Raw genomic sequence first — 21,840 nt, forward strand, 5'->3', positions numbered from 1 at the left:
AACGATTGGCATGCTTGGCTTCGCCAAGTCCGTTCCGGGCGGGGACCGGGCGGAGCTTGTCCGAGGGCCCATCATGCCGCTTTCGCCACCGCGGATCGACCAGATCCCATCCCCGCCGCTCGCGCCCAGCGACGATCCGATCGACATCGCGCATCTTAAGCGGATGACGCTCTCCGATGCCGGGCTCGAGCGCGAGGTGCTTGCGATGTTCTTGCAGCAGACCGCGCAACTGCTGACCAGGCTGGCCACACGGCCCGCGGATGCTGCCGCGCTCGCGCATACGCTGAAAGGTTCGGCGCGCGCGATCGGCGCGTGTCGTGTCGCCGTCTGCGCGGCCGCCCTGGAGGCGGCGATCCGAACCGGCGACGATCCGGCCCAAGCGCTGACCGCGCTCGACCAGGCGGTCGCAGAGGCCTGCGCCTCAATCGAGGCGATTTTAGCGTCCTCCTCGGCTAGCGCGGACCGGAACGACCCGTTATAGGACTGCCCGGACCTCATTGACCCCTGGCAGCACGAGCGATCATGGCGAAGATTACCTTTGTCGACCATAACGGCGAGAAACGCACTGTTGAAATCGAGAACGGCGCAACCGTGATGGAAGCGGCCATCCGCAACGGCATCCCGGGGATCGAAGCCGAATGCGGCGGCGCCTGCGCCTGCGCGACCTGCCATGTCTATGTCGACGAGGCCTGGCGTGAGAAGGTCGGTCCGCCCTCGCCGATGGAAGAGGACATGCTGGATTTCGGCTTCGACGTGCGGCCGAACTCGCGCCTGTCCTGCCAGATCAAGGTCAGCGATGAGATCGACGGCCTCGTGGTGACCACGCCGGAGCGGCAGGCCTAACACGACGGCTAGAGTTCCGGCTGCACGATCTCGACGCCGCGCCGCAGCCAGGGCTGAAAATTCCTGACGATCTCCGCCGTCAGCGGTGTCGGCTTGCGCGTCCTCTCGTCGATCAGCACCGTCACGGCCTGCGCCGAGGCGACGCATTTGGCTTCGCTGAACACCACCTGGTCGAAGGTCACCGAGGTGCGGCCGAATTTTGCAACCCCAAGCCCGAGCTCGATCCGGTTCGGCCAGCGCAGCTCGGCGCGAAAGTGGATGTCGAGCCGGACCATGATCCAGGCGAGCCCGTCCGGCATCAGCCCGTAGGAGCGGTCTTTCATCAGCGTGACGCGGCCGATTTCGAAATAGGTGGCATAGACGGCATTGTTGACGTGCTGGTTGGGGTCGAGATCGGCGAAACGGACATTGTCGGTCAGCCGATAGGGGAAATCCTCCAGGCTAGGCGTCGAATCGAGGCGGGTTGGCGCGTTCACTTCATTGATCTCCGTCATTTTGCGGCTCTTACAGCCGAGTTATCCAAGCCCAGCAAGTGGGTTGCGGGCAGGCGGGGACGGCATTTATGCCTTTCCTGGGAGGCGGGCGTTGGCTAGACAATCCAGGCTCCAACCGTCCCGATAAGCCTGCCCGGCATCCGTTCCGAGCGCGGCCCAACCGAAAAGAAGCGAGATGAGCGAAGCGATCAAAACCGATGTGCTGATCATTGGCGCAGGTCCTTGCGGACTGTTCGCCGTGTTCGAACTGGGCCTGCTCGACATGAAGGCGCACCTCGTCGACATTCTCGACAAGGTCGGCGGGCAGTGCGCCGAGCTCTATCCGGAGAAGCCGATCTACGACATCCCCGGCATCCCCTTCGTCACGGGGCAGGGGCTCACCGATGCCTTGATGGAGCAGGTCAAGCCGTTCCATCCCACCTTCCATCTTGGCGAGATGGTGGAGAAGGTTGAGAAGATCGGCGATCCCGCTTTCCGCGTCATCACCGATGCCGGCAAGGTGTTCGAGTGCAAGGTGATCGCGATCGCGGCCGGCGGCGGCTCGTTCCAGCCGAAGCGCCCGCCGGTGCCGGGCATCGAGGCCTATGAGGGCAGCTCGGTGTTCTATTCGGTGCGCAAGATGGAGCAGTTTCGCGATAAGGACATCCTGATCGTCGGCGGCGGCGACTCCGCGCTGGACTGGACGCTCAATCTGCACCCGATCGCCAAACGCATCACGCTGTTGCACCGGCGCGACGATTTCCGCGCGGCACCGCACAGCGTCGAGCAGATGCGCGCGCTCGTTGCCGCGGGCAAGATGCAGCTTAAGATCGGCCAGGTGACCGCGCTGCAAGGCGAGGCCGGCAGGCTTGCCGGCGCCACCGTCAAGGGCAACGACAACTCGGTCGAACAGATTGCTTGCGATACCATGCTGCCGTTCTTCGGCCTGACCATGAAGCTCGGCCCCGTTGCCGATTGGGGGCTCGAGCTCGAGAACAATCTCATTCCGGTCGAGACCTCGGCCTTCGAGACCAGCGTGCCCGGCATTTTCGCCATCGGCGACATCAACACCTATCCCGGCAAGCTGAAGCTGATCCTGTGCGGCTTCCACGAGGGCGCGCTGATGGCGCAGAAGGCGCACCGCTACGTGTATCCGGACAAGCGGCTGGTGTTTCAATACACCACCTCGTCGTCGAGCCTGCAGAAGAAGCTCGGCGTGAGCTGAACCCAACCGAATTGTGACGCGCTGCTCGCACATTACATCATCGCAAGGTTCCGCCGCGGCACTGGAACCCTCCTCGAAATGGCCGTAGTCTGCGACCATTGAAGGCCGCCATTTCAATTTGTGGATTGGTCAAGGTGAGACGATGATGATGCGGAACGTGCTCTCCACATGTCGACTGTTGCTGGCACCCGTTTTTGCGCTCGCGATCCTTGCGGGCGGCGCACTCGCGGCTCAGGCGGAGCCTACCGCCGCGGGCCTGTGGCAGAAGGTCGAAGACGGCAAGCCGGTGATCTACGTCCTGTTCGTCGATCATAACGGCGTCTTCGAAGGCGTGATCGCCAAGACGTTCCCGAAGCCGGGCACGGAGGTGCATGAGGTCTGCTCCAAATGCACCGACGATCGCAAGAACGCGCCCGTCGTCGGGATCTCCTTCATCCGCGACATGAAGCGCAACGGTCTCAAATATGAGAACGGCAATGTGCTCGATCCGCGCGACGGCAGTGTCTACCATGCCAAGATGACCTTGAGCCCCGACGGCCAGGAACTCACCATGCGCGGCTATCTCGGCATTGAGCTGTTCGGCAAGGATGAGACCTGGTACCGCCTGCCTGACACGGCGATGGCGCAGGTCGATCCCGCCATCATCGCGAAATATCTGCCCGCCCAGGCGGCCGCTGCGATGAAGCCGCCCACAGTCGCGGCCGGAAAGAAGATGGTGCCGACGCATTAGCGGCTACGATTCCGATCAAACAATCTGGTCATTACGGCGCCTGTTGATCCTTATGGTTCGAGACGGCGCGTTGCCGCGTCTCGAAGGATGGAAAGGTGAGAATGTCGACATGACCTCTCATTCTCGCGGCGCCGTGCGCCCGAGCTTTGCAAGAATGATGTCCCTCCAAGAAGTAGAGGGCGCAGGAAAGACCGGGTGCCCGCTGCACCCACGGCCACGCGCAAAAGAGTTTGCGCGAGGCGCGCGTTGACCACAGGTACAGGCGGATACATCCCGGCCTTCCCTGCGCAGTGGTTTTACGCCTTACTTCGGGCTTTCCTCGGTGAACCAGGCTTGATTGCCACCGTCGGTTCGCGTGATGCTTCAGACCGCATCGTCGCGACCTTAGCGCCTGCATGGGTGCGCCAGGACCACACGACTTCGCCGTCCGCAAAAGATGCTGCACGTCTCCAGCACCATCGCGGCCACCGCATTCCGCTCCGCGTTCGTGACGACGCGTAACGCCCCTCATGTCGGCGCGGAACGGCTGGGAGTAATCATCAATTTCTGAAAAAACGAAAGGGGAATATTTTTGCGATCAGACCTGGACAGGCCAAATCAGCTTGAGGCGACTGCCGAATTTGGCTTTTGCGCGCAAGCGCTTTTAGAGGCGCTTTGAGCCGCGCGAGTGATGCGCCGCAGAGCGAATTGAACAGATTCGCCCGGCGGGCAAAAGCACGGGGCGCGCGGCTCCAGATTCCGGGTTCGCCTCTTCGAGGCGCCCCGGAATGACGGTGTTAACAACGAGGATGGCCAGGACGCGCCTACGCTAAGGCTTTGGCGGGTGCGGCAAGCCCCGGCCATCAGGAGTTGAGAGTGGCTGCGCCCTTACTGCGACAGCTTCACGAAGTCCGGGAACTTCAGCTTTCCTTCCGCGATCGCCTTCGGCCAGACCGTGACCTGCTTCTCGTTCTGCCATTGGAAGACGAGACCCGTCACGTAGCCCGGGCCTGATTTGATGCCGTGGGTGAACTCGTCGTCCTTGCCATAGAATGCGATGCGGCCGATGGTGCCTTCGAAATTGGTCTTCTCCATCTCCGCGACCAGCTTGTCGGGATCGGTGGAGCCGGCGCGCTGGATCGCTTCCGCGATGATGTAGACGTCGTCATAAGCCGTGTAGCCGGTATAGGCCGGCGGCGTGCCGAACTTCGCCTTGAAGGCCGCGGCGAACGGCTTTGTCTTGGAGGTCACCGCGACGTCCGGCGTCGCGACCGCGAGCGATGGCACGCCCTCGGCGGCGCCATTGGTGTCCTTCCAGAAGGTCGGGCTCAGCGCCTGCGCGCTGATGCCGAACATCGGGACCGGCACCTGCTGGTTCTTCCATTGCACGGTCGGCTGCACGCCGACATGCGAGATGCCGGTGACGATCACGTCCGGCTTCTTGTTCTCGATGTTGTTGAAGATCGGCGTGAAGTCGGTGGTGTCGGGCGAGAAGCGGACGTGTTCGACCACCTTCAATCCCGCCTTCGGCAGGCAGGCCTCATAACCGACATCGAGCGGCTTGGTCCAGGCCGCGTCCTCGCTCATGATCGCGGCGCTCTTGAACTTGAGATTATCGACTAAAAGATCCTTGGCCGCATCGCACACCAATTGCGCCTGCGCCGCCGACGTCAAATAACCGTGAAAGACGTATTTGTACTTGTCGTAATCATTGTGGATCGCCTTGGTGATCTCGTTGGATGCGGCGCCCGGCGTGATCAGCGGCAGCTTCAGCCGCGCCGACCAGGGCTCCAACGCAAGCACCACCTCGCTGATGTAGCTCGCGATGACGGCGCTCACCTTGTCCTCATTGGCGGCGCGCTGAAAGGCGCGCACGGAATCCGCCGAGGACGAGTGATTGTCGTAAGTGACGATCTCGATCTTGCGCCCCAAGATGCCGCCCTTGGCGTTGATCTCGTCGGCGGCGATCTGCGCGCCGCCTGGCGTGGCCGCGCCGGCGATCGACTGCACTTCGGCAATCACGCCGATCTTGATCGGCTCGCCGGATTGGGCATGAGCGGGGGCCGCAAGCCAAATCGCGGTGGCGGCAAGCAGGCCGGAACTGAGCCCCGCCATGCGGGTGGATGGATTCATCGGTTTCTCCCTTGAGATTTTTCTTTGTAAGTTCGCGGCCCGACAATGAACCGTACCGCACCGCAAGCCTACGCCGCGCGGGCGCGGTTTGGGAAGCCGTCCAATTGCCAATGTCCGTTGCAGGACATGCGTGGAATGCGTCCATCCGCGAACTCGGCTGCGGCTTCGCTTCGGCGTGCTCGTTCATGGAAAAGGGCCGATGAAACCGGCTTTTGCCTCCAGCGAAGGAATGCAACAGCTCAGAGCGCGCTTGCCGCGGCGCCGGATGAATACGCGGTCGGTGGTGGCCTGTGCTTCACGCGTATCTTTTCGCAGTGCGGAGATCGATCATGAACGGCCGTTCATGGAACGGCTGGGGCCGCGGCTTGTTGATCATGCTCTCATCCACAAGGAGGAGGTCTGCCATGAAGTCTTTGATCGTCGCACTTTCGGCAGCCGCGCTCATCACCGCGTCGCCTGCCGCTCTTGCAATGGGGACGTCGGGCAAGACGGCGCACCAGATGCACGCCAAGAGCGCCAAGAAGGCACATACGGGCGCGTCAACGCAAGCCAAGGGAATGGGGCAACAGGGCGCTCCCCAACCGGGTCAGACCACTGGCTCAAGCACGAAGAAAGGCTACTGACGGCTAGTTTGAGACGTCCGATACTCACAGCCGCCGCTCAAGCGGCGGTTTTTTTGCCGGCGTTCCGCCAGGTGAGTCTCCGGCCAGAACCGATCTGAACTCCGGGCTACCGCTGCACCGGCGCGGTTGCGATCGGGGCTGCCGGCTCCGAGACCACGTCCGGCACGACGGCGTCGAGCTGCAGGGCGCTCGCGGCTGCGGGCAGGGCCGCATCGGCCATGGCGGCGTGGCCTTCGGCCGAGGGGTGGACGGCGCCGCCATAGACCGCCGACAACACGCCCCAGGTCGCATCATGGATGTCGGACGGCTGCATCGATGGCGGCAACCCCTGTGGGAACGTCATGGCCGCGAAGTAGCTGTCGTTGGCATCACGAATCCAGCGCGCGCGGGGCAGGTAGGCGCGGTATTCCGCAGCGCTATGGCCGCACAGCATCGGCTGGCTTGGAGCCGTGACGATGTCGGGATCGAAACTCTCGCCCTTGGGCGAAAAGCAGGCGCGATCGAAGGTGGGATCGCTGTCGCCGCGCGCGCAGAAGCCGTGATCGGTGAAGGCGGGCTGATGCGCATCCACGAAGGTCATGCGGTCGGCGGCGGGATCGCGGCAGAGCACGCCGGACTGGCAGGTGGCGAGCGCCTTGAGCTGCGGCAGGAATTCGTTTTGCACATAGGCCGAGACATCGGCGAGCCGCTGCGGATCGGCGTTGAAGGACGGGTGAATGTCGAAACCGGCGCGGCCGCCGGGGCAGGGCGTGCCGCCTTGAAACAGCGCCGGATTGGCATAGGCGGTATAGATGACATGCGAGAGATCGCCGACCAGCGGCTTGAGCGCGTCGCGGAGTTTCGCAAAGCCGCGCGGCAGGTCGCTTGCCAGTGCCGAGCGTGAGTCGTCGATGCTCGCCATCACGCCGATACGGCGAAACAGCTCGCGCTCCGTTGCGGTGTCGACGATCACATCCGCGACCAGGCCGGAGAAGTAGATGTCGTTGGCGCCGATCGAGAGCAGCACCAGGTCGAGCTTGCGATCGGACTGGCGGCGCTGGGCGGCGCCGAGTGCCTCGCGCAATTCCGCGATCTGGCCATTGACGCCGGTCTGGCAGGCGGCGGTCGACCGGTTCGGCGGGCATTCCCGGGCGCGTTGGCTGCCGAACAGGCCGTTGGCAATGGTTGCACCGGTGCAGGCGAGCGGCAGGTAGGTCACCGCGATATGCGGGTATTGCACGGCGAGCGCCAGCGCGGTGCGGGTCTGGTAGCTGTAGAGCGAGCGATGGCAGGCCGGGTTGAACCAGAGCGCGGCGTGCCGCTGCCAATTGGAGAGCGTGTCGGGCGCCTCGCAGGCGCGCCCGCCTTTGTAGCCGGCCCGGCTCGGCCGGTAATATTGCTGTCCCGCCGTGCCCAGATAATAGCGGAAGCAGAAGCCTTCGTCGGCGAGCGCAACGGGCCGGTCCGGATTGCCCTCGCCGGACGCGATGCTGTCGCCGAGGCCGGCGATCAGGACATCGCGCACCTTGATCACCGTGGAGATGCGCTGGGGGGCGTCCTGCCCGCTGGCGACGTCTACGGTCGCGACTGTCTGGGGGCCGTAGCGGACGCGGAGATTGACCGGCTCGGCGCAGTCGAAGGTCGATTGCTGCGGGCCGTCGCCATCATCGAATGACCAGGCGCAGGTGGCGCCCACCGGCACCGCGCCGGTGAGGCGGACCGTGATCGCATGATCGATCGGCGTCAGATAGCTTTCCTTGACGTTGTCGCGCGTACAGGGCTCGCTGACACGGCCCAATTGGTCGATGCAGAGCCGGTTCACCATGTTGCGCGCCCAGCCGCGGCCATCGCTCTGCAGCTCGAGCGCGTCTTCGGAAGCGAGAATGCTGCGGTCACGCAGCGCCTCGGCATGAAGCTGGAAATCGCGCTCCTCGCGGAACAGGCGGAAGCGGTTGCGCACCTCCCAGGAAATCTGCATCGGGGCGTCGGTGACCAGCCCCTGCGCCCGTGAGTGCGGTGCGGGCGAAAGTGCCAACGCACCCGTGATCACCGCTCCGGTGAGGATGGCGCGAAGGAGAAAACGAAGCATGGCGCGTTTAAGGGTACAGTTGGGGCGGAAATAAGAGCACCGCCCAACTCCAGGTTGACGTGCGCGTCAGCCCCGCAAATTCAGCCGCTTGACCCGCTGCGGCACCGGGGCCGCAGTCCTGGCGGAAGGAGCGGATGGCGGCGGCCTTGAAGCGGAAGATGCCGACGTCCCGTTCAGCCTGCGCCGTTCCTGCCAAGGCACCACCACGTTCATCCAGAGCTCGCGCGCTCCCATTATCGAAATCGCGGTACCGAAGGGAATCACGAAATAGAGAACGCGAAACACCAGCAGGGTCGCCAGGAGCTGTTCCCGGCCGAATTGCGGCAGCGCGACCAGCATCGCGGCGTCAAACACGCCGATGCTGCCGGGCGCATGGCTGGCAAAGCCGAGCAGGGTGGCCAGAATGAACACCACGGCGAGGGACAGGAAGTCGATATGCGGCTGCGCCGGCATCAACAGATACATCGCGGTGGCGCAGAAGGTGAGGTCGACGACGCCGATCAAAATTTGCACGAGGGTGAGCCGGGCCGACGGCAATATGACTTTCCAGCCGTTTTGCCCGAGCTCGCGCCGGTTCTCGCCAAGTGCGAGCCAGCCGAAATAGGCGAAGATGGCGAGCACGCCGCCGGCGCCGATCAGCCGATTGACCGCTTCCGGCAACTGGTCCATGGCGGAGGCGGCGGATGGGTGCAGCACCATGCCAATGCCGAGGACGAAGACATTGCCGAGCCAGAAGGTCAGGCCGGACAGGAAGCAGATTTTGGCGACATCGATCGCGTTCAATCCGTAATCCGAGTAGATCCGGAAGCGGATCGCGCCGCCGGTGAAGACCGTGGCGCCGATATTGTGGCCGATCGAGTAGCTCGTGAAGCTGGAAAGGGCCGCGATCCGATACGGCACGTGCTTCTTGCCAATCGTTCGCAATGCAAAAAAGTCATAGAAGGTCAGCGTACAGAACGCCCCGATGACGCACAGCGCCGCAAGGGCGATGTGGCCGCTCGGTATTTCGGTCAGGGCCGTCAGGATCACGGCGGCGTCGACGCCTTTGAGCGTCCGGACCAGGGTCGTGATCGCAAAGGCAATGATGAAAAGGCTTGCCGCGATCCCGAGCCGTTTCCAGCCGATCCATTTCTTGAAACCGTGCCCCAGCGCGGTCAGCAGTCCTTGCATTCATCCTCCCGGCAGGGCGGCAAAAGTCGGTTACCACCACTCGAAACCATCAGTCGAAGGGGATTAGTTCCCTTAAGACAAAAAGTGCGTCTTGTGCAGCCCTTGACAACGGCAGGTTCGCTCTCCGCTGCTCAAGTCAACCAAGCCTGGTAAATATGTCCTCAGTAGGAAGTGTCGAGGCTGGCCGCGTCGAGGCGCCACAGGCAGGCACGTTATACCCTTACTTCTCCACATTCCGAACCCCGGCTGTTTTGGCCGTTCCCCGGAACATCCGCACGATCCGCCGGTTAGCGCAACGCCACCGAGAACAAGAGCATCAAAGCGCGCAGGGGGAGCGCGAAAGGCGTTGCGCGCGCATGTTCGCACACAAGCAGAAGGATCCACGCAATGGGATTGTTTACCCGAGACATCAAGACCATGAACGACCTGTTCGTGCACCAGTTACAGGACATCTATTATGCCGAACAGCAGCTCGTGAACGCGCTGCCGAAAATGGCGGAAAAGGCAACGGAACAGCAGCTCAAGCAAGGCTTTCTGACCCATCTTGAGGAGACCAAAGAGCATGTGAAGCGGCTCGAGCAGGTGTTCCAGATGATCGGTACCCAGGCGAAGTCGATCGATTGTCCTGCGATCGACGGCATCATCAAGGAGGCCAAGGAAACCGCCGGCGAAGTCGATGACAAAGCGGTGCTGGATGCCGCGCTGATCAACGCCGCCCAAGCGGCCGAGCACTACGAGATCTCGCGCTATGGCAGCCTGATCGCCTGGGCCAAGCAGCTTGGCCGCAACGATTGCGCCAGCATTCTGGTGAAGACGCTGGACGAGGAGAAGGCAACGGACAAGAAGCTGACCTCGCTGGCCGAGGGCAAGGTCAACCTGCGCGCCGCGAGCTGATCTCTCGGTAAAGATACGGATTGAGACAAAACGCCGCGCAGGGCTCCTGCGCGGCGTTTTTCGTCTGTCGTGAGCCGATTTGTTCGGATCGAAGCGATGATCGCAGTCATTCGCTCGGTCGATAGCGCCAGCCGAAATAGAGCGCCGTCAGCGCGAAAATGCCGATCATCGCGGCAAACGCGAGGCTGGCGGCGGTCGATCCGGCGAATGTGGAGATGACGCCGATGCCGATCACAGGCAGTGCGTTACCCGCGAAGCCGCAGATGAAATAGCTCGAGACGATTTCGGCGCGCCGGTCTTGCGGGGCGATCTGGTTCGCCACCTGCAGGCTGCCCCGATAGCCGAGTCCCGCCGTCACGGCGCACACGGCGGTGGCGGCGATGAGGATCAGCATCGATCGTTCGAGCTGCGCGGCGACCAGCACGGCGACGCTTGGCAGCATCAGCGCCAGCGCTGTCAGCATCGCGGTTCGGCTGGAAAGCGATTGGGTTATGACGATCGTGCCGGCGACGACCACCGCGAGCTCCAGAAAGATCGCGCCGGCAACCGCGTGATTGCTCACCTGCAGGTGCTCGGCAAGGAGCGTGGGCGCCAACGCGGCGTAGAAGCCGACAAGCGCCATTGCACCGAAGCCGGTGACCGCAGGCGCGACGAACTGGGCGCGTATCTCGGACGGCACCGAAACGCGCGGCCGGATCGAGATGTCCCGTATCGATCGCGCCGGTCGGGTGACGGTTTCGGGAGGAAGCCACAGCAGCGCCGCGATGGCAACGAGCGCCACCAGATAAACCACGTAGGGCAACTGCAGGGGCCATGGGGCGTATTCGGCCAGCAGGCCGGCGAGGAGTGCACCGATGCCAAGGCCGGTGAAGTTCGCGCTGGTTGCAATCACCGTGGCGCGGGCCTTGCTCTGCTCTCTGATCAGCTCTGCAAGCCATGCGGTTCCGGTTCCGGCGCCGATGCCGATCGCAAGGCCGCTCAGGATTCGCCCTATATAGAGCGAGGCAATCCCGCGGGCGAACAGGAACACCAGCGCGCCGACGATCGCAAGGCCCATGCCGGCTATAGCCATTGGCCGACGGCCGACCTGGTCGGAGAGGTGCCCGAACAGCAGCAGCGCGCCCAGATTTCCGATCACATAGGCGGCGTAAATCAGCGTCAGCGAGATCTGCGAGAAGCCGAAGGCCTGCTTGTACATCACGTATAGCGGCGTGACGACGGTGCTGCCGGCGAACAACGCGCCGATCATGGCCGCGACCATTGTGATAGCTGCCGAGGGGCCAAGTTCGATTCCTGCATGCGACCGCGCGAGGCGAGAAGTGTCAGCGGATGTCATCAGGATTCTCCGTGGCTGGGCGAACCACATGCACAGAACTCGAAGCTGTGTGGCGCGTTCCCGCAATGAGCGGGCGCGAATGCCACGCAAAATGAGCGCTGCGGGCTCAAGCTAGTCCAGGGCGAAGAGATTGTCCTGCAAATGCAGAAACACTTCGACCAAAAACGAAGCGTCCTAGCAAAACGCAAGCCTATATGCCGCGTTCGTCCCGCAGATTGAGGTGAATTATGCGAAGTGCATTGTTGAACCTGCGTAGCTGTGCTTCGGAACCTGCGGTGCAACCCTCGCGCCTCTCCGGTTCGCTGACACTTGCCGCCATGAGTCTTGGCTACGCCGTGGTGCAGCTTGACATCACCATCGTCAACACCGCGCTCGCCAGCATCTCGGCCTCGCTCGGCGGCGGCGTCTCCGAGCTGCAGTGGGTCGTGAGTGCCTATACGATCGCCTTTGCCGCCTTCATTCTGACGGCAGGCGCGCTCGGCGACCGCATCGGCGCAAAGCGCGTCTTCATGGCAGGTTTTGCCATCTTCACGCTGGCCTCGCTCGCCTGCGCGGCCGCGCCGAACGCGGCGTTTCTGATCGCTGCGCGGTGCGTGCAGGGCTTTGGCGCGGCGATCCTAGTGCCGAATTCGCTGGCGCTGCTGAACCACGCCTATGCGGATGAGAAGGCACGCGGCCGGGCCGTCGGCCTTTGGGCCGCCGGCGCGAGCGTGGCCCTGACCGCGGGTCCCTTTGTCGGCGGCGGGCTGATCGCGCTGGTCGGCTGGCGCGCGATCTTCCTGGTCAATCTGCCGATCGGCCTCATCGGGCTGTGGCTGACCTTTCGCTATGCCGAGGAGACGACGCAGCATCCGCAACACGAGATCGATCTGCCGGGCCAACTCGCCGCGATCGCGGCGCTAGGGAGCCTTGCCGGCGCGCTGATCGGGGGCGGCGCGCTCGGTTTCGACAACGCGTTCGTCGTCGCGGGCTTCGTCAGCGCCGCCGTCATCGGCCTGTTGTTCGTCCGCCGAGAGGCGCGTGCAAGCCAGCCGATGCTGCCGCTGTCGCTGTTTCGGCATCGGATGTTCGCGACCACCGCGCTGGTCGGCCTGCTCGTCAATGTCGCCTATTACGGCCTGATCTTCGTGCTCAGCCTTTATTTCCAGGAGGTCAATGGCCTGTCGCCGTTCGCGACCGGCCTTGCCTTCGTGCCGATGCTCGGCGCGGTGCTGCCGGTCAACCTGCTGGCGCCGCGCGTGGCCGAGCGGATCGGCGCGCCGGCGACGATCGCGGCCGGCGCGGCGCTGTCGGCCGCCGGTTGTCTCGCGCTGCTCGGGATCGCATCCGGCACGAGTTATGTTGCGATGTGCCTGCAGCTCGTCGTGATAAGCTGCGGGCTCGGCCTCCTGGTTCCGCCGCTGACATCGACCTTGCTCGGCAGCGTGGAGAAGTCGCGCTCGGGCATTGCCGCCGGCGTTCTGAACGCGACGCGCCAGACCGGGAGCGTGCTCGGCGTTGCGCTGTTCGGCTCACTCGTCGCAGCACGCGGCGCCTTCATTGCGGGTGCGCACGCTTCGCTGATGATCTCGGCCGCGGTGCTGTTCAGCGCGGCAGCCGCGATCTGGCTCGCGGCGCGATCGGCGCACTAGCCCGCACGAGCGGGTTGCTCAAGCAATCGTTCACCATTGCCCGAACGAAGCCGTCGCCATTAACCAGATCGTATCGGGCTCTGCGCTTGCTATGGCCAAGAGGGGCGTTGGCCGTAGCATGTACAAAGTACTAACCTGTTTGAGCACGGAGCATGACTGGCGCCTCGTCGCGCTGGCAGGTGCTGTCTGCTTTCTTGCCAGTTGTGCTGCGATCAGCCTGTTCCAGCGCGCCAGGTCCTCCCAGGGCTCGAGCCGCCTCGCTTGGCTGGCGCTGGAGGCGGCCGTCTCAGGCTGCGGCATCTGGGCCACCCATTTCATCGCTATCCTGGCCTACGATCCCGGCGCGGGCGCGGGCTACAGCATCCGCGTGACTGTGCTGTCGCTGTTATCCGCGATTCTCATCACAGGGTTCGGTTTCGGCATCGCGCTCTCCGCGGCGCGGCAGTCGCACGCCATGATTGGCGGCGCCCTTGTTGGTCTCGGCGTCGCCGCGATGCACTACACCGGCATGCTGGCGCTGGAGCTGCCGGCGTGGATCAGTTGGGATATTGGAACGGTGGTTGCCTCCATCGCGCTGGGCAGCGTATTCGGCGCCCTTGCGCTTGCGGTCGCGACCGGTCGCGAAAACAGCCTCCGCAACCTGATCGCGGCGCTGCTGTTTACGCTTGCGATCGTATCGCACCACTTCACCGCCATGGGCGCCGTGACGCTGATCCCCGATCCGACGCTTGCCGGCGATGCATTGTCGATCTCGCCGACCATGCTCTCGTTCCTGGTCGCGGGAGCCACCCTCGTCATTCTCGGCATCTCGCTGCTCGCCGCATCGATGGATCGCCGTGCCAAGCGGGCGCTGGGCCGGCAGAAAGTGCTGCTCGACGGCGCGCTTGAGAACATGTCGCAGGGGCTGTGCATGTTCGATGCGGAAGGGCGCATTCTGCTCTGCAACGAGCGCTATCTGAAAATGATGGGGCGCGGCGATCTGAAACTGGAGGGGCGGCTTTTGCTCGATGTCCTGCGCGAGCTCAAGGCGGCCGGCCGCTGGGAGGGCGAGGCGGACGAGTTTGTCGCCAACCTGATCACGGAAGCGCGCAGCGGGCGGGTGGTGACCAAGGTGATCGAACAGCTCGGCCGATCGATCCGGATCGTGCACCAACCGATGCAGGGCGGCGGACTGGTCGCGACTTACGAGGACATCACCGAATGGCAACGCGCGCAGGCGCAGATTTCCCATATGGCGCGTCATGACGCGCTGACCAATCTGCCGAACCGGACGCTGTTCCGCGAGCAGCTCGAACAGGCGCTGCGGCTTGCCAAGCGCGGCGATCAGCTCGCGGTGCTCTGCCTCGATCTCGATCACTTCAAGGACATCAATGATTCCCTGGGCCATCCGACCGGCGACGCCTTGCTGATCGAGGTCGGGCGCCGGCTCAGCCAATGCATCGGCGAAGGGGATACGGTGGCGCGGCTCGGCGGCGACGAATTCGCCATCGTGCAGCTATGCGGTGCCGGCGAATCCAATCCGGCGGTGTCGCTGGCGAGCCGCATCGTCGAGGTCATCGCCGCACCCTACGATATCGGCGGCCACCAGCTCCTGATCGGCGTCAGCGTCGGCATTTCGCTCGCACCCGACGACGGCAAGAATCCGGACGAGCTCTTGAAGAAGGCCGATCTCGCGCTCTACCGCGCCAAGGCGGACGGCCGCGGGACCTATCGCTTCTTCGAGGCCGGCATGGACGCCCGCGCCCAGGCGCGGCGCCTGTTGGAACTGGACCTGCGTGCGGCGGTGTCCCGTGGCGAGTTCGAGATGCACTATCAGCCGATCCGCGATGTGCTTGCGGATACGGTCGTCGCTTGCGAAGCGCTGATCCGCTGGAAGCACCCGCTGCGCGGCTGGGTGCAGCCCGCCAGTTTCATCCCGCTCGCAGAGGAGACCGGGCTGATTCTCCCGATCGGCGATTGGGTGCTGCGGGCCGCCTGCAAGGACGCGATGGAATGGCCGGCCGACATCGTTGTCGCAATCAATCTCTCGCCGGTGCAGTTCAAGAATCCCAACCTGCTGGCCTCGGTGATGGCGGCCCTGGAGTCGTCGGCCTTGCCGGCGCATCGGCTCGAACTCGAGATCACCGAATCCGTGCTGTTGCAGAACAGCGAGGCCACGCTCGCGACCCTGCACGCGCTGCGCGCGCAAGGCGTGCGTATCTCGCTGGATGACTTCGGCACCGGCTATTCGTCGCTGAGCTATTTGCGCAGTTTCCCTTTCGACAAGATCAAGATCGATCGCTCCTTTGTGGAGGAGCTGACCTCGCGCGAGGATTCGATGGCGATCGTCCGTGCGGTCACCGGGCTTGGGCGCAGCCTCGGAATCGTGACCACGGCGGAGGGCGTCGAGACCATGGGACAGTTGGAAGTCCTGCGCCGCGAAGGCTGCACACAGGCGCAAGGCTATCTGTTCAGCCGGCCGTGTCCCGCCCACGAAATGAAGCGAATGCTGGTCGCGGGACGGGAAAGCGCCGTGGCTTGAGCTCGCCTCTTCGCCTGAGCATGCCCTAGATCCCGCGTAGCGCGAAATGCGCGCCACAAAACGCCATCACCGCGCCGAGGCAGAGCGCGGCAAGGCCGGCCAGCACGCTAGACATGGTCGGGACCGGTGACGGCGCGGACGCCGCTTGCCCGGCGCCCGCCAGCACCAGCACGCCGACCGCGATCAGGAACTGCCGCATCCGCTCCGGCAGTTGCCCCGAGGCCGCGCGGTGCATCAGCATTGCGACGAAATAGCCGCTGGAAAAGGCGACCGTCGCGATCAGCCACCAGGCCACCGCCGATCCCGCCGGCATGAAGCCGCGCGGACCGGTTCGCCAGAGCCCGCCGAGATCGAGCCCGTAACGTGCGCCCAGCATGTGCACGGCGAGCGCCAGCAGCACGCCCGAGACCAATGCGCCGGCGAGCACCAGGTGACGTGGAAAATAGGTCGCTTCAGCCATGCGCCATTTGTAAGGTAAAGCGGAGCTGCGCCGCAAGGCGACGCGCTTGATTCTTTGTCGGAGTCGTTATTGCAGAAAGCCGCGATCAAACCCGCGCCAGGCGCTCCGTCGATTCGTTACGCCTATAAGGCCTCGCTGATCGGCGCCGCGCATCAATTCGAGCTGACCGATGCGGGATCGGGCTGGCGGCTGGCCGGCAGGTCGGGTGCTTGGGCCTACGGCGATATCGCCGCGATCCGGCTGTCCTTTCGCCCGGTCTCGATGCAGGCGCATCGATTTCGCGCGGATATCCGTCACATCGACGGCGGGCGCATCACGATCCTCTCCACGAGCTGGCAGACCTCGGCCTTGATGGCGCCGCAGGATCAAGACTATCGCGCCTTCATGCATGAGCTGCATGCGCGAATGGCTGACGCAGGGAGCCGGGCCGCGCTGACCGGCGGCTTGTCGCGCCAGACCTATGCGGGTGCGCTGGCGCTGATCGCCTTGCTCGCGGTCGCGATGGCGGGTCTTCTCGTCCGCGCCCTCGCCATGCGCGAATTTGCCGGCGCGGCCTTCATCGTCGGCTTCGCCGCCCTGTTCGCCTGGCAGGTCGGCGGCTTCATCAGGCGCAACCGCCCGCTCGCTTATTCGTTCGACCGGATCCCGGAAAGGCTGCTGCCGTAAGCCGGCAACACGCCGAGTTCAGCTCTGGCTCGTGATTGCGAGGAGTGAACGCGACGCAACAATCGAGAGTGTATCCGTGGAGAGACGCTGGATTGCTTCGCTTGCGCTCGCAATGACGCCCGCAGGTTGCGCGCGTGTCTCGAATTCACCGACTGCCGTAAGCAGGCGAGCGGCTTCTATTCCGTCGAGTCAAAATCCTCTTCGCGCGTGTTCAGCACGCCCGCCAAGGTCTGCAGTCCGGTTTCTAGCTGCTCGATGGTCGGCGCGCCTAACGCGAGACGCGCCGCGTTGGGGGCGTGTCCCGGCGCGACCGCGAAGGTCGTCGACGGTGTCAGGGCGATATCGCGGCGGGCCGCCGCGGCGACAAAGGTTTGCGATCGCCAATGCGAGGGCAGCGTCAGCCACAGATGGTAGGATTTGGCGTTCGCCTGGATCTCGAAGCCGGACAGGCATTTGGCGGCGAGTTGCTGACGCTTCGTCGCATCGATGCGCTTGAGCCGCGACAACTCCGCCACGGTGCCGTCGCCCATGAGCTTCTGGCCGGCCGCGAGCGCATAGCCGCCGGCCGTCCATCCGCCCGATCGCACCGAGGCCATGATGCTTTCGCGCAGCCGCGCCGGTGCGACAATCAAGCCCAGCGCCAGTCCCGGCGCGACCTTCTTGGAGAGGCTGTCGAGCACGATACAGGACTCCGGCGCCATTGCTGCGAGCGGCGTGGCGTCGTCGTCGAGAAAGCTGTAAACCGCATCCTCGATCACCGGCAGGCCGAGCTTGTCGACGACACGCAGCAAATCGGCGCGGCGCGCGGGCGGCATGGTTATCCCTAACGGATTGTGAATGACGGGTTGAATGTAGAGCGCGGAGAGCCGCGCTTCACGGTGCGCCTTCTGCACGGCATCCGGGCGGACGCCATTTTCATCCATCGCCAGCGGCACCAATGTGATCCCGAGCCGCGCGGCGATGCCCTTCACGAAGGGATAGGTCAGAGCTTCCACACCGCAGCGTCCGCCGGTCGGCACAATGGCGGCAAGCGCCGCCGCGATACATTGCTTGCCACTGGCCGTGAAGACGATTTGGTCCGGATTCGGCGTCCAGCCGTTGCGTGCGAGAAACTGCGCGGATACCGCACGTGCCGCGGGCGTGCCGCCGCTGGCCGCCGGCCGCAGCGCGACCTCGAGCGTGTCCGGCCGCTCCAGCCCCTGCAAGCTCTTGGCGATCATCGCCGATTGCGTCGGCAGCAGTGGATAGTTGAACTCGAAATCGATGCGCGCGCCGTGTGGATCAGCCGGCGCGGCAAGGCCACGGCGCCTGTCACCGGACACGAAAGTGCCGCGGCCGATTTCGCCGACCACCAGTCCGCGGCGCAGCAGCTCCGTGTAGACGCGGCTTGCGGTGGAGACCGCGATCTTGCGCTCATAGGCGAAGCTGCGCTGCGGCGGCAGGCGATCGCCGGGCTTGAGCGTGCCGCTGGCGATCTCGGCGGCAATGACATCGGCAAGCCTCAGGTAATCAAACTTCGACATTATTGCACCGAGAGCAATGTTTTTCTTGCACCGAGACATTTACGAGATCATCTAGGCGGCATCAAGCCGCGTTTGCACCGAGGATTGCGCATGTGATCCGAGGTCAATGAAGGCGCAGGGGCCGTGCACCGGCGCTTGCGCCGACGGCATCGCTTTGCCTTGCGCGGTGACGAGCCGGAGAAGAAAAGTGTCGATGACATCCAGAGCCGCAGCCGGATCCGCGCGCGGTGACTCATTCAGCAAAATTCTGCGATGGCTCGCAGGATGGCTGCAGGCAATGATGACTCACTCGCACCGCCGCGCCACGATCAAGGCGCTGCAGGAGCTGGACGATCGCGAGCTCCGCGATATCGGGCTGTTGCGTTCTCAGATCGAGGATGTGGTCAACGGCAATCTCAGGCGATGGCCGAGATGAAGGCGGTCGGCTGTTTGGGCCGGCAGGCGCAGCGGCAGTGCGTCACAACGACGCAAGCTCTCCGTAACTCATTTGCGAGAACGCAGCAAAAGCAGTGCATTCCATCGAGGCCACGCGGCTCTTGGGCGGATCGGCGCGATGTTGGGATTGGTGCTCGCTCCAGAACGGCTGCGCCAGTTTCCGTAACGGCTGTGGGATCAGCAATGCCCCGATTGACTCCGGCTTCGCCAAGCTCCTAGATGATCACGACGGTTCCCCTCACGGGGATCAAAAGGGAATGCGGTGCGGGGTCTATCCCTCATGCCGCGGCTGCCCCCGCAACTGTAAGCGGCGAATCTTTCGTCACACGCCACTGGGAATCTCGGTCCTGGGAAGGCGACGCAAGGTTAGGACCCGCGAGCCAGGAGACCTGCCGTCAGCCGTGGTCACACGCGAAAATGTCGGTCGGGGAGTACAGACATTGTTTTCACTTGGCGTAGCCTGATGATGCGCCGGTGAGGCCTCGTTCGCTGTGACGTGCCACTGACGTCATGCCGAGGTCCACTCGTGTTCTTCGTTGCTTTTGTCGCAAGGCGGCTGCGCGCCGGCCTGCTTGCCTTTAGCTGCCTTATTCCAGCTCTGCCGTTGGGAATTTGTTCTGCAAGACGCAGCAATCCCATTCGCCCCACGTCCCACCCACACTTACGGTCAACCCACTTAAAAACAGCCGTTCCGTCGGTCGTTCACAGCACGTGCTGTAATGTTATAGCATTGCACGTAGGGGGATACAAAAAAAGAAGAAATGGGACGGCACTGGCGGACCGCGCATGGTCGAGGCGAGATCTCGTTCGCTGTGACGTGCCACTGCCGTCATGCCGAGGTTTACCCGTGTTCTCTGTTGCTTTTATCGCAAGCCGATCGCGTATCGGCTTGCTCGCTTTTGACGTCCTTGTCCCAGCTTTGCTGTTCGGGATTTATCCTGCCAAGGCGCAGCAATCCGATTCGGCTCAGATCTTGCCGCCGGTCACGGTCAGCCCGTCGCAAAAACCCGCGGTGAAGCCGGCTCGCCCTGACGGCAAGCGTTCAGCCGGAGCCTCGCGGTCGCAGCCGAAACCGGCGGCAGCACCCAGCGCTGCGCCCGCAGTTGCATCATCCGGCGCCTCACCATCGACGCTGCATTTGACCCGGCAGAATACGAGCGGAAGCCGTCTCAACCTCACGCCGCTGCAGACCCCCGCCAGTGTCGAGACGATTGCGTCGCAGACCATCGAAGACCGCGGCCAGCACAATGTGACCGATGCGGTCGCCCAAGACGCGGTAGGCTTCACCGCAAGCCCGGCTCCCGGCAATGGCGGCCTCTCGTTCAGCACCCGCGGCTTCACCGGCAGTAATTCGGTGATGACGCTCTATGACGGCACACGCCTCTATGTCGGCGCCGGAACGGTGACGTTTCCGTTCGATACGTGGTCGGCGGATCGCATCGAGGTCATGCGCGGGCCGGCTTCGGTGCTCTATGGCGAAGGTGCGATCGGCGGCATCATCAACGTGATCTCCAAGAAGCCGATCACGACGCCCTATAACGACGCCGAGGTGTCGCTCGACACCAATATGACGCGACGCCTTGCGGTGGACAGCGGCGGGCCGATCAATCCGAACGTCTCCTATCGTATCAATGCCAGCGGCAACATGTCGGATGGCTGGGTCGACCGCGACAAGACATCGAATCTGGCGATCTCCGCCGCCGTGCGGGTGCAGGCCGCCGACAATCTCGCCTTCACGCTCTCGAACGACTATGGCGATCGGAGCCCGTCGCGCTACTTCGGCACGCCGCTGATCAACGGGGCGATCGACGACGCGCTGCGGTTCAAGAACTACAACGTGCTCGACAGCGCGATCCGCTATCAGGACAACTGGACCCAGTTCAAGACCGAATGGGACGTCGCGGACGGCATCAGTGTTCGAGACACGCTCTACTACCTGACCAGCCGTCGGCACTGGCGCGATGTCGAGAACTACACCTGGAATCCCCCGACGCAGTTGATCAATCGCAGCAGCTACATCGAGATCTTCCACGACCAGGATCAGGTGGGCAACCGGATGGACGCGACGTTTCGCGGTCACGTGCTGGGCCTTGCGAATGAGCTCGTCGCGGGCTTCGACGTCAATCGGGTGGATTTTACCCACACCAACAATTCCCCCTATGGCGGCGCATCTTCGGTCAGCCCGTATGGCATCGACATGGGCTCGTTTTGGGCCACGCCGACCCCGACTACTCCCGGCTACAATGCGATCGTCAATCAATATGCGCTGTTTGCCGAGGACCGGCTGTCGCTGACCGATCAGTTGTCCGTCGTGAGCGGCGTGCGGCTGGACCGCCCCGAGGTCGACCGTACCGACTACAGAACTCCCGCGAACAGCTTTGAAAGCTCGCTCTCGGGTACGAGCTGGCGCACCGGCGTGGTCTATACGCCGGTCACGGATCTCGCATTTTACGGGCAATATGCGACGGCCGTCGATCCCGTCACCAACCTGATCTCACTGTCCGCCACCCAGAAGACGTTCCAGCTCGCCACCGGCAAACAAACCGAGGTCGGCGTCAAGCAGTCGTTCTGGGGCGGTCGCGGCGAATGGACGCTGGCGGGCTATCAGATCATCAAGAACAACCTGTTGGTCCCAGATCCCAACAATCCAGCCGGCCTGGCGTTGCAGGTTGGCCAGCAATCATCGCGCGGTGTCGAGGCCTCGATCGGGCTGGCGTTGAATGACGGCTGGCGCGTCGATGCCAATCTCGCGCTGCTGCGGGCGCGATACGACACTTTCAGCCAAGTGGTGAGTGGGCAGATCGTCAGCTACGCCGGCAACGTTCCGATCAACGTGCCGGAGCAGGTCTCGAACATGTGGCTGACCTGGGACTTCGCTTCCAACTGGTCCGTCTATGGCGGCGTGCAGATCGTGGGCCGCACTTTTTCGGACAACGCCAATACCCAGCTTCGCCCGGCCTATACCGTCGTCAATGGCGGGCTGCGCTGGAAGCCGGACGAGCGAACGACGGTCGCGCTTCGCGTCTACAACCTGTTCGACACGATCTATGCCAGCTCGGCGCCTTATGCCGGGCAATGGCTGCTCGGGATGCCGCGCACGGCGGAATTGTCCGTCAATGTGAAGTTCTGA

Annotated in this window: 18 protein-coding genes and 1 riboswitch; of the genes, 11 read left to right on the forward strand and 7 right to left on the reverse strand. The window is 63.8% G+C overall.

The window, feature by feature from the left end:
• Positions 1 to 73: 73 nt before the first annotated feature.
• Together P6U23_RS13090 and P6U23_RS13095 are read left to right on the forward strand one after the other, a co-directional pair.
• On the forward strand, positions 74 to 481 hold the full coding sequence (locus P6U23_RS13090) for an Hpt domain-containing protein (protein WP_407180164.1): 408 nt from the start codon (positions 74 to 76) through the stop codon (positions 479 to 481).
• A 41-nt stretch (positions 482 to 522) separates the two neighbouring features.
• Positions 523 to 843, forward strand: a complete 321-nt coding sequence (locus P6U23_RS13095) for a 2Fe-2S iron-sulfur cluster-binding protein (RefSeq protein WP_024510467.1) — start codon at positions 523 to 525, stop codon at positions 841 to 843.
• Positions 844 to 851: 8 nt separating this feature from the next.
• Here P6U23_RS13095 and P6U23_RS13100 read toward each other — a convergent pair whose 3' ends face one another.
• Complete coding sequence (locus P6U23_RS13100) at positions 852 to 1,319, reverse strand: acyl-CoA thioesterase (protein ID WP_407181438.1); 468 nt, start codon at positions 1,317 to 1,319, stop codon at positions 852 to 854.
• Positions 1,320 to 1,512: 193 nt separating this feature from the next.
• On the opposite strand from P6U23_RS13100, the gene P6U23_RS13105 reads away from it, so the two are divergent.
• Together P6U23_RS13105 and P6U23_RS13110 are read left to right on the forward strand one after the other, a co-directional pair.
• The gene (locus tag P6U23_RS13105) at positions 1,513 to 2,541 is read left to right on the forward strand and encodes an NAD(P)/FAD-dependent oxidoreductase (RefSeq protein ID WP_407180165.1); all 1,029 of its coding nucleotides are present in this window, start codon (positions 1,513 to 1,515) and stop codon (positions 2,539 to 2,541) included.
• Between the two features lie 148 nt (positions 2,542 to 2,689).
• The gene (locus P6U23_RS13110) at positions 2,690 to 3,271 is read left to right on the forward strand and encodes a DUF2147 domain-containing protein (protein WP_407181439.1); all 582 of its coding nucleotides are present in this window, start codon (positions 2,690 to 2,692) and stop codon (positions 3,269 to 3,271) included.
• Between the two features lie 867 nt (positions 3,272 to 4,138).
• Here P6U23_RS13110 and P6U23_RS13115 read toward each other — a convergent pair.
• Entirely contained in the window at positions 4,139 to 5,383 is a 1,245-nt protein-coding gene (locus P6U23_RS13115) for an ABC transporter substrate-binding protein (RefSeq protein WP_407180166.1), read from the reverse strand.
• Positions 5,384 to 5,712: 329 nt separating this feature from the next.
• On the opposite strand from P6U23_RS13115, the gene P6U23_RS13120 reads away from it, so the two are divergent.
• Positions 5,713 to 6,006 (forward strand): hypothetical protein, encoded by a 294-nt coding sequence (locus tag P6U23_RS13120; protein WP_407180167.1) that lies wholly within the window; start codon positions 5,713 to 5,715, stop codon positions 6,004 to 6,006.
• A gap of 106 nt (positions 6,007 to 6,112) precedes the next feature.
• Here the strand turns inward: P6U23_RS13120 and P6U23_RS13125 are convergent, their stop codons facing one another.
• On the reverse strand, positions 6,113 to 8,074 hold the full coding sequence (locus P6U23_RS13125) for a hypothetical protein (RefSeq protein ID WP_407180168.1): 1,962 nt from the start codon (positions 8,072 to 8,074) through the stop codon (positions 6,113 to 6,115).
• Between the two features lie 66 nt (positions 8,075 to 8,140).
• The gene (locus tag P6U23_RS13130; RefSeq protein ID WP_407180169.1) at positions 8,141 to 9,244 is read right to left on the reverse strand and encodes a YbhN family protein; all 1,104 of its coding nucleotides are present in this window, start codon (positions 9,242 to 9,244) and stop codon (positions 8,141 to 8,143) included.
• Positions 9,245 to 9,631: 387 nt separating this feature from the next.
• Here P6U23_RS13130 and P6U23_RS13135 point away from each other — a divergent pair, with 387 nt between their 5' ends.
• Complete coding sequence (locus tag P6U23_RS13135) at positions 9,632 to 10,138, forward strand: ferritin-like domain-containing protein (RefSeq protein ID WP_407180170.1); 507 nt, start codon at positions 9,632 to 9,634, stop codon at positions 10,136 to 10,138.
• A gap of 106 nt (positions 10,139 to 10,244) precedes the next feature.
• On the opposite strand, the gene P6U23_RS13140 is transcribed toward P6U23_RS13135, so the two are convergent.
• Positions 10,245 to 11,474, reverse strand: a complete 1,230-nt coding sequence (locus P6U23_RS13140; RefSeq protein WP_407180171.1) for an MFS transporter — start codon at positions 11,472 to 11,474, stop codon at positions 10,245 to 10,247.
• A gap of 317 nt (positions 11,475 to 11,791) precedes the next feature.
• Between P6U23_RS13140 and P6U23_RS13145 the strand changes: the two genes are divergently transcribed.
• A complete protein-coding gene (locus P6U23_RS13145) occupies positions 11,792 to 13,105 on the forward strand; it encodes an MFS transporter (RefSeq protein WP_407181440.1) in 1,314 nt (437 codons plus the stop codon).
• Between the two features lie 118 nt (positions 13,106 to 13,223).
• A complete protein-coding gene (locus P6U23_RS13150; RefSeq protein ID WP_407180172.1) occupies positions 13,224 to 15,626 on the forward strand; it encodes an EAL domain-containing protein in 2,403 nt (800 codons plus the stop codon).
• A 25-nt stretch (positions 15,627 to 15,651) separates the two neighbouring features.
• Here P6U23_RS13150 and P6U23_RS13155 read toward each other — a convergent pair whose 3' ends face one another.
• Positions 15,652 to 16,086, reverse strand: coding sequence for a hypothetical protein (locus tag P6U23_RS13155; RefSeq protein ID WP_407180173.1), 435 nt, complete (start codon positions 16,084 to 16,086; stop codon positions 15,652 to 15,654).
• 69 nt (positions 16,087 to 16,155) lie between these two features.
• On the opposite strand from P6U23_RS13155, the gene P6U23_RS13160 reads away from it, so the two are divergent.
• Positions 16,156 to 16,752 (forward strand): hypothetical protein, encoded by a 597-nt coding sequence (locus P6U23_RS13160; protein ID WP_407180174.1) that lies wholly within the window; start codon positions 16,156 to 16,158, stop codon positions 16,750 to 16,752.
• A 176-nt stretch (positions 16,753 to 16,928) separates the two neighbouring features.
• On the opposite strand, the gene P6U23_RS13165 is transcribed toward P6U23_RS13160, so the two are convergent.
• Positions 16,929 to 18,275, reverse strand: a complete 1,347-nt coding sequence (locus P6U23_RS13165; RefSeq protein ID WP_407180175.1) for a PLP-dependent aminotransferase family protein — start codon at positions 18,273 to 18,275, stop codon at positions 16,929 to 16,931.
• Positions 18,276 to 18,552: 277 nt separating this feature from the next.
• Between P6U23_RS13165 and P6U23_RS13170 the strand changes: the two genes are divergently transcribed.
• On the forward strand, positions 18,553 to 18,690 hold the full coding sequence (locus tag P6U23_RS13170) for a DUF1127 domain-containing protein (RefSeq protein ID WP_407180176.1): 138 nt from the start codon (positions 18,553 to 18,555) through the stop codon (positions 18,688 to 18,690).
• A gap of 232 nt (positions 18,691 to 18,922) precedes the next feature.
• Positions 18,923 to 19,122: riboswitch (cobalamin riboswitch) on the forward strand.
• A gap of 507 nt (positions 19,123 to 19,629) precedes the next feature.
• Positions 19,630 to 21,840 carry a TonB-dependent receptor gene (locus tag P6U23_RS13175; RefSeq protein WP_407181441.1) on the forward strand — a complete coding sequence of 737 codons (2,211 nt, stop codon included), beginning with the start codon at positions 19,630 to 19,632 and terminating at the stop codon, positions 21,838 to 21,840.

Origin of the sequence: Bradyrhizobium sp. STM 3562 (assembly GCF_045571435.1) — a bacterium.
GTDB lineage: Bacteria > Pseudomonadota > Alphaproteobacteria > Rhizobiales > Xanthobacteraceae > Bradyrhizobium.

Bases quoted from the DNA above. Each gene is read 5' to 3' on its own strand.
- P6U23_RS13090 (WP_407180164.1), top strand. From the start codon at position 74: ATGCCGCTTTCGCCACCGCGGATCGACCAGATCCCATCCCCGCCGCTC.
- P6U23_RS13095 (WP_024510467.1), top strand. From the start codon at position 523: ATGGCGAAGATTACCTTTGTCGACCATAACGGCGAGAAACGCACTGTT.
- P6U23_RS13105 (WP_407180165.1), top strand. From the start codon at position 1,513: ATGAGCGAAGCGATCAAAACCGATGTGCTGATCATTGGCGCAGGTCCT.
- P6U23_RS13110 (WP_407181439.1), top strand. From the start codon at position 2,690: ATGCGGAACGTGCTCTCCACATGTCGACTGTTGCTGGCACCCGTTTTT.
- P6U23_RS13115 (WP_407180166.1), bottom strand. From the start codon at position 5,383: ATGAATCCATCCACCCGCATGGCGGGGCTCAGTTCCGGCCTGCTTGCC.
- P6U23_RS13120 (WP_407180167.1), top strand. From the start codon at position 5,713: ATGAACGGCCGTTCATGGAACGGCTGGGGCCGCGGCTTGTTGATCATG.
- P6U23_RS13125 (WP_407180168.1), bottom strand. From the start codon at position 8,074: ATGCTTCGTTTTCTCCTTCGCGCCATCCTCACCGGAGCGGTGATCACG.
- P6U23_RS13130 (WP_407180169.1), bottom strand. From the start codon at position 9,244: ATGCAAGGACTGCTGACCGCGCTGGGGCACGGTTTCAAGAAATGGATC.
- P6U23_RS13135 (WP_407180170.1), top strand. From the start codon at position 9,632: ATGGGATTGTTTACCCGAGACATCAAGACCATGAACGACCTGTTCGTG.
- P6U23_RS13140 (WP_407180171.1), bottom strand. From the start codon at position 11,474: ATGACATCCGCTGACACTTCTCGCCTCGCGCGGTCGCATGCAGGAATC.
- P6U23_RS13145 (WP_407181440.1), top strand. From the start codon at position 11,792: ATGAGTCTTGGCTACGCCGTGGTGCAGCTTGACATCACCATCGTCAAC.
- P6U23_RS13150 (WP_407180172.1), top strand. From the start codon at position 13,224: ATGTACAAAGTACTAACCTGTTTGAGCACGGAGCATGACTGGCGCCTC.
- P6U23_RS13155 (WP_407180173.1), bottom strand. From the start codon at position 16,086: ATGGCTGAAGCGACCTATTTTCCACGTCACCTGGTGCTCGCCGGCGCA.
- P6U23_RS13165 (WP_407180175.1), bottom strand. From the start codon at position 18,275: ATGTCGAAGTTTGATTACCTGAGGCTTGCCGATGTCATTGCCGCCGAG.
- P6U23_RS13170 (WP_407180176.1), top strand. From the start codon at position 18,553: ATGATGACTCACTCGCACCGCCGCGCCACGATCAAGGCGCTGCAGGAG.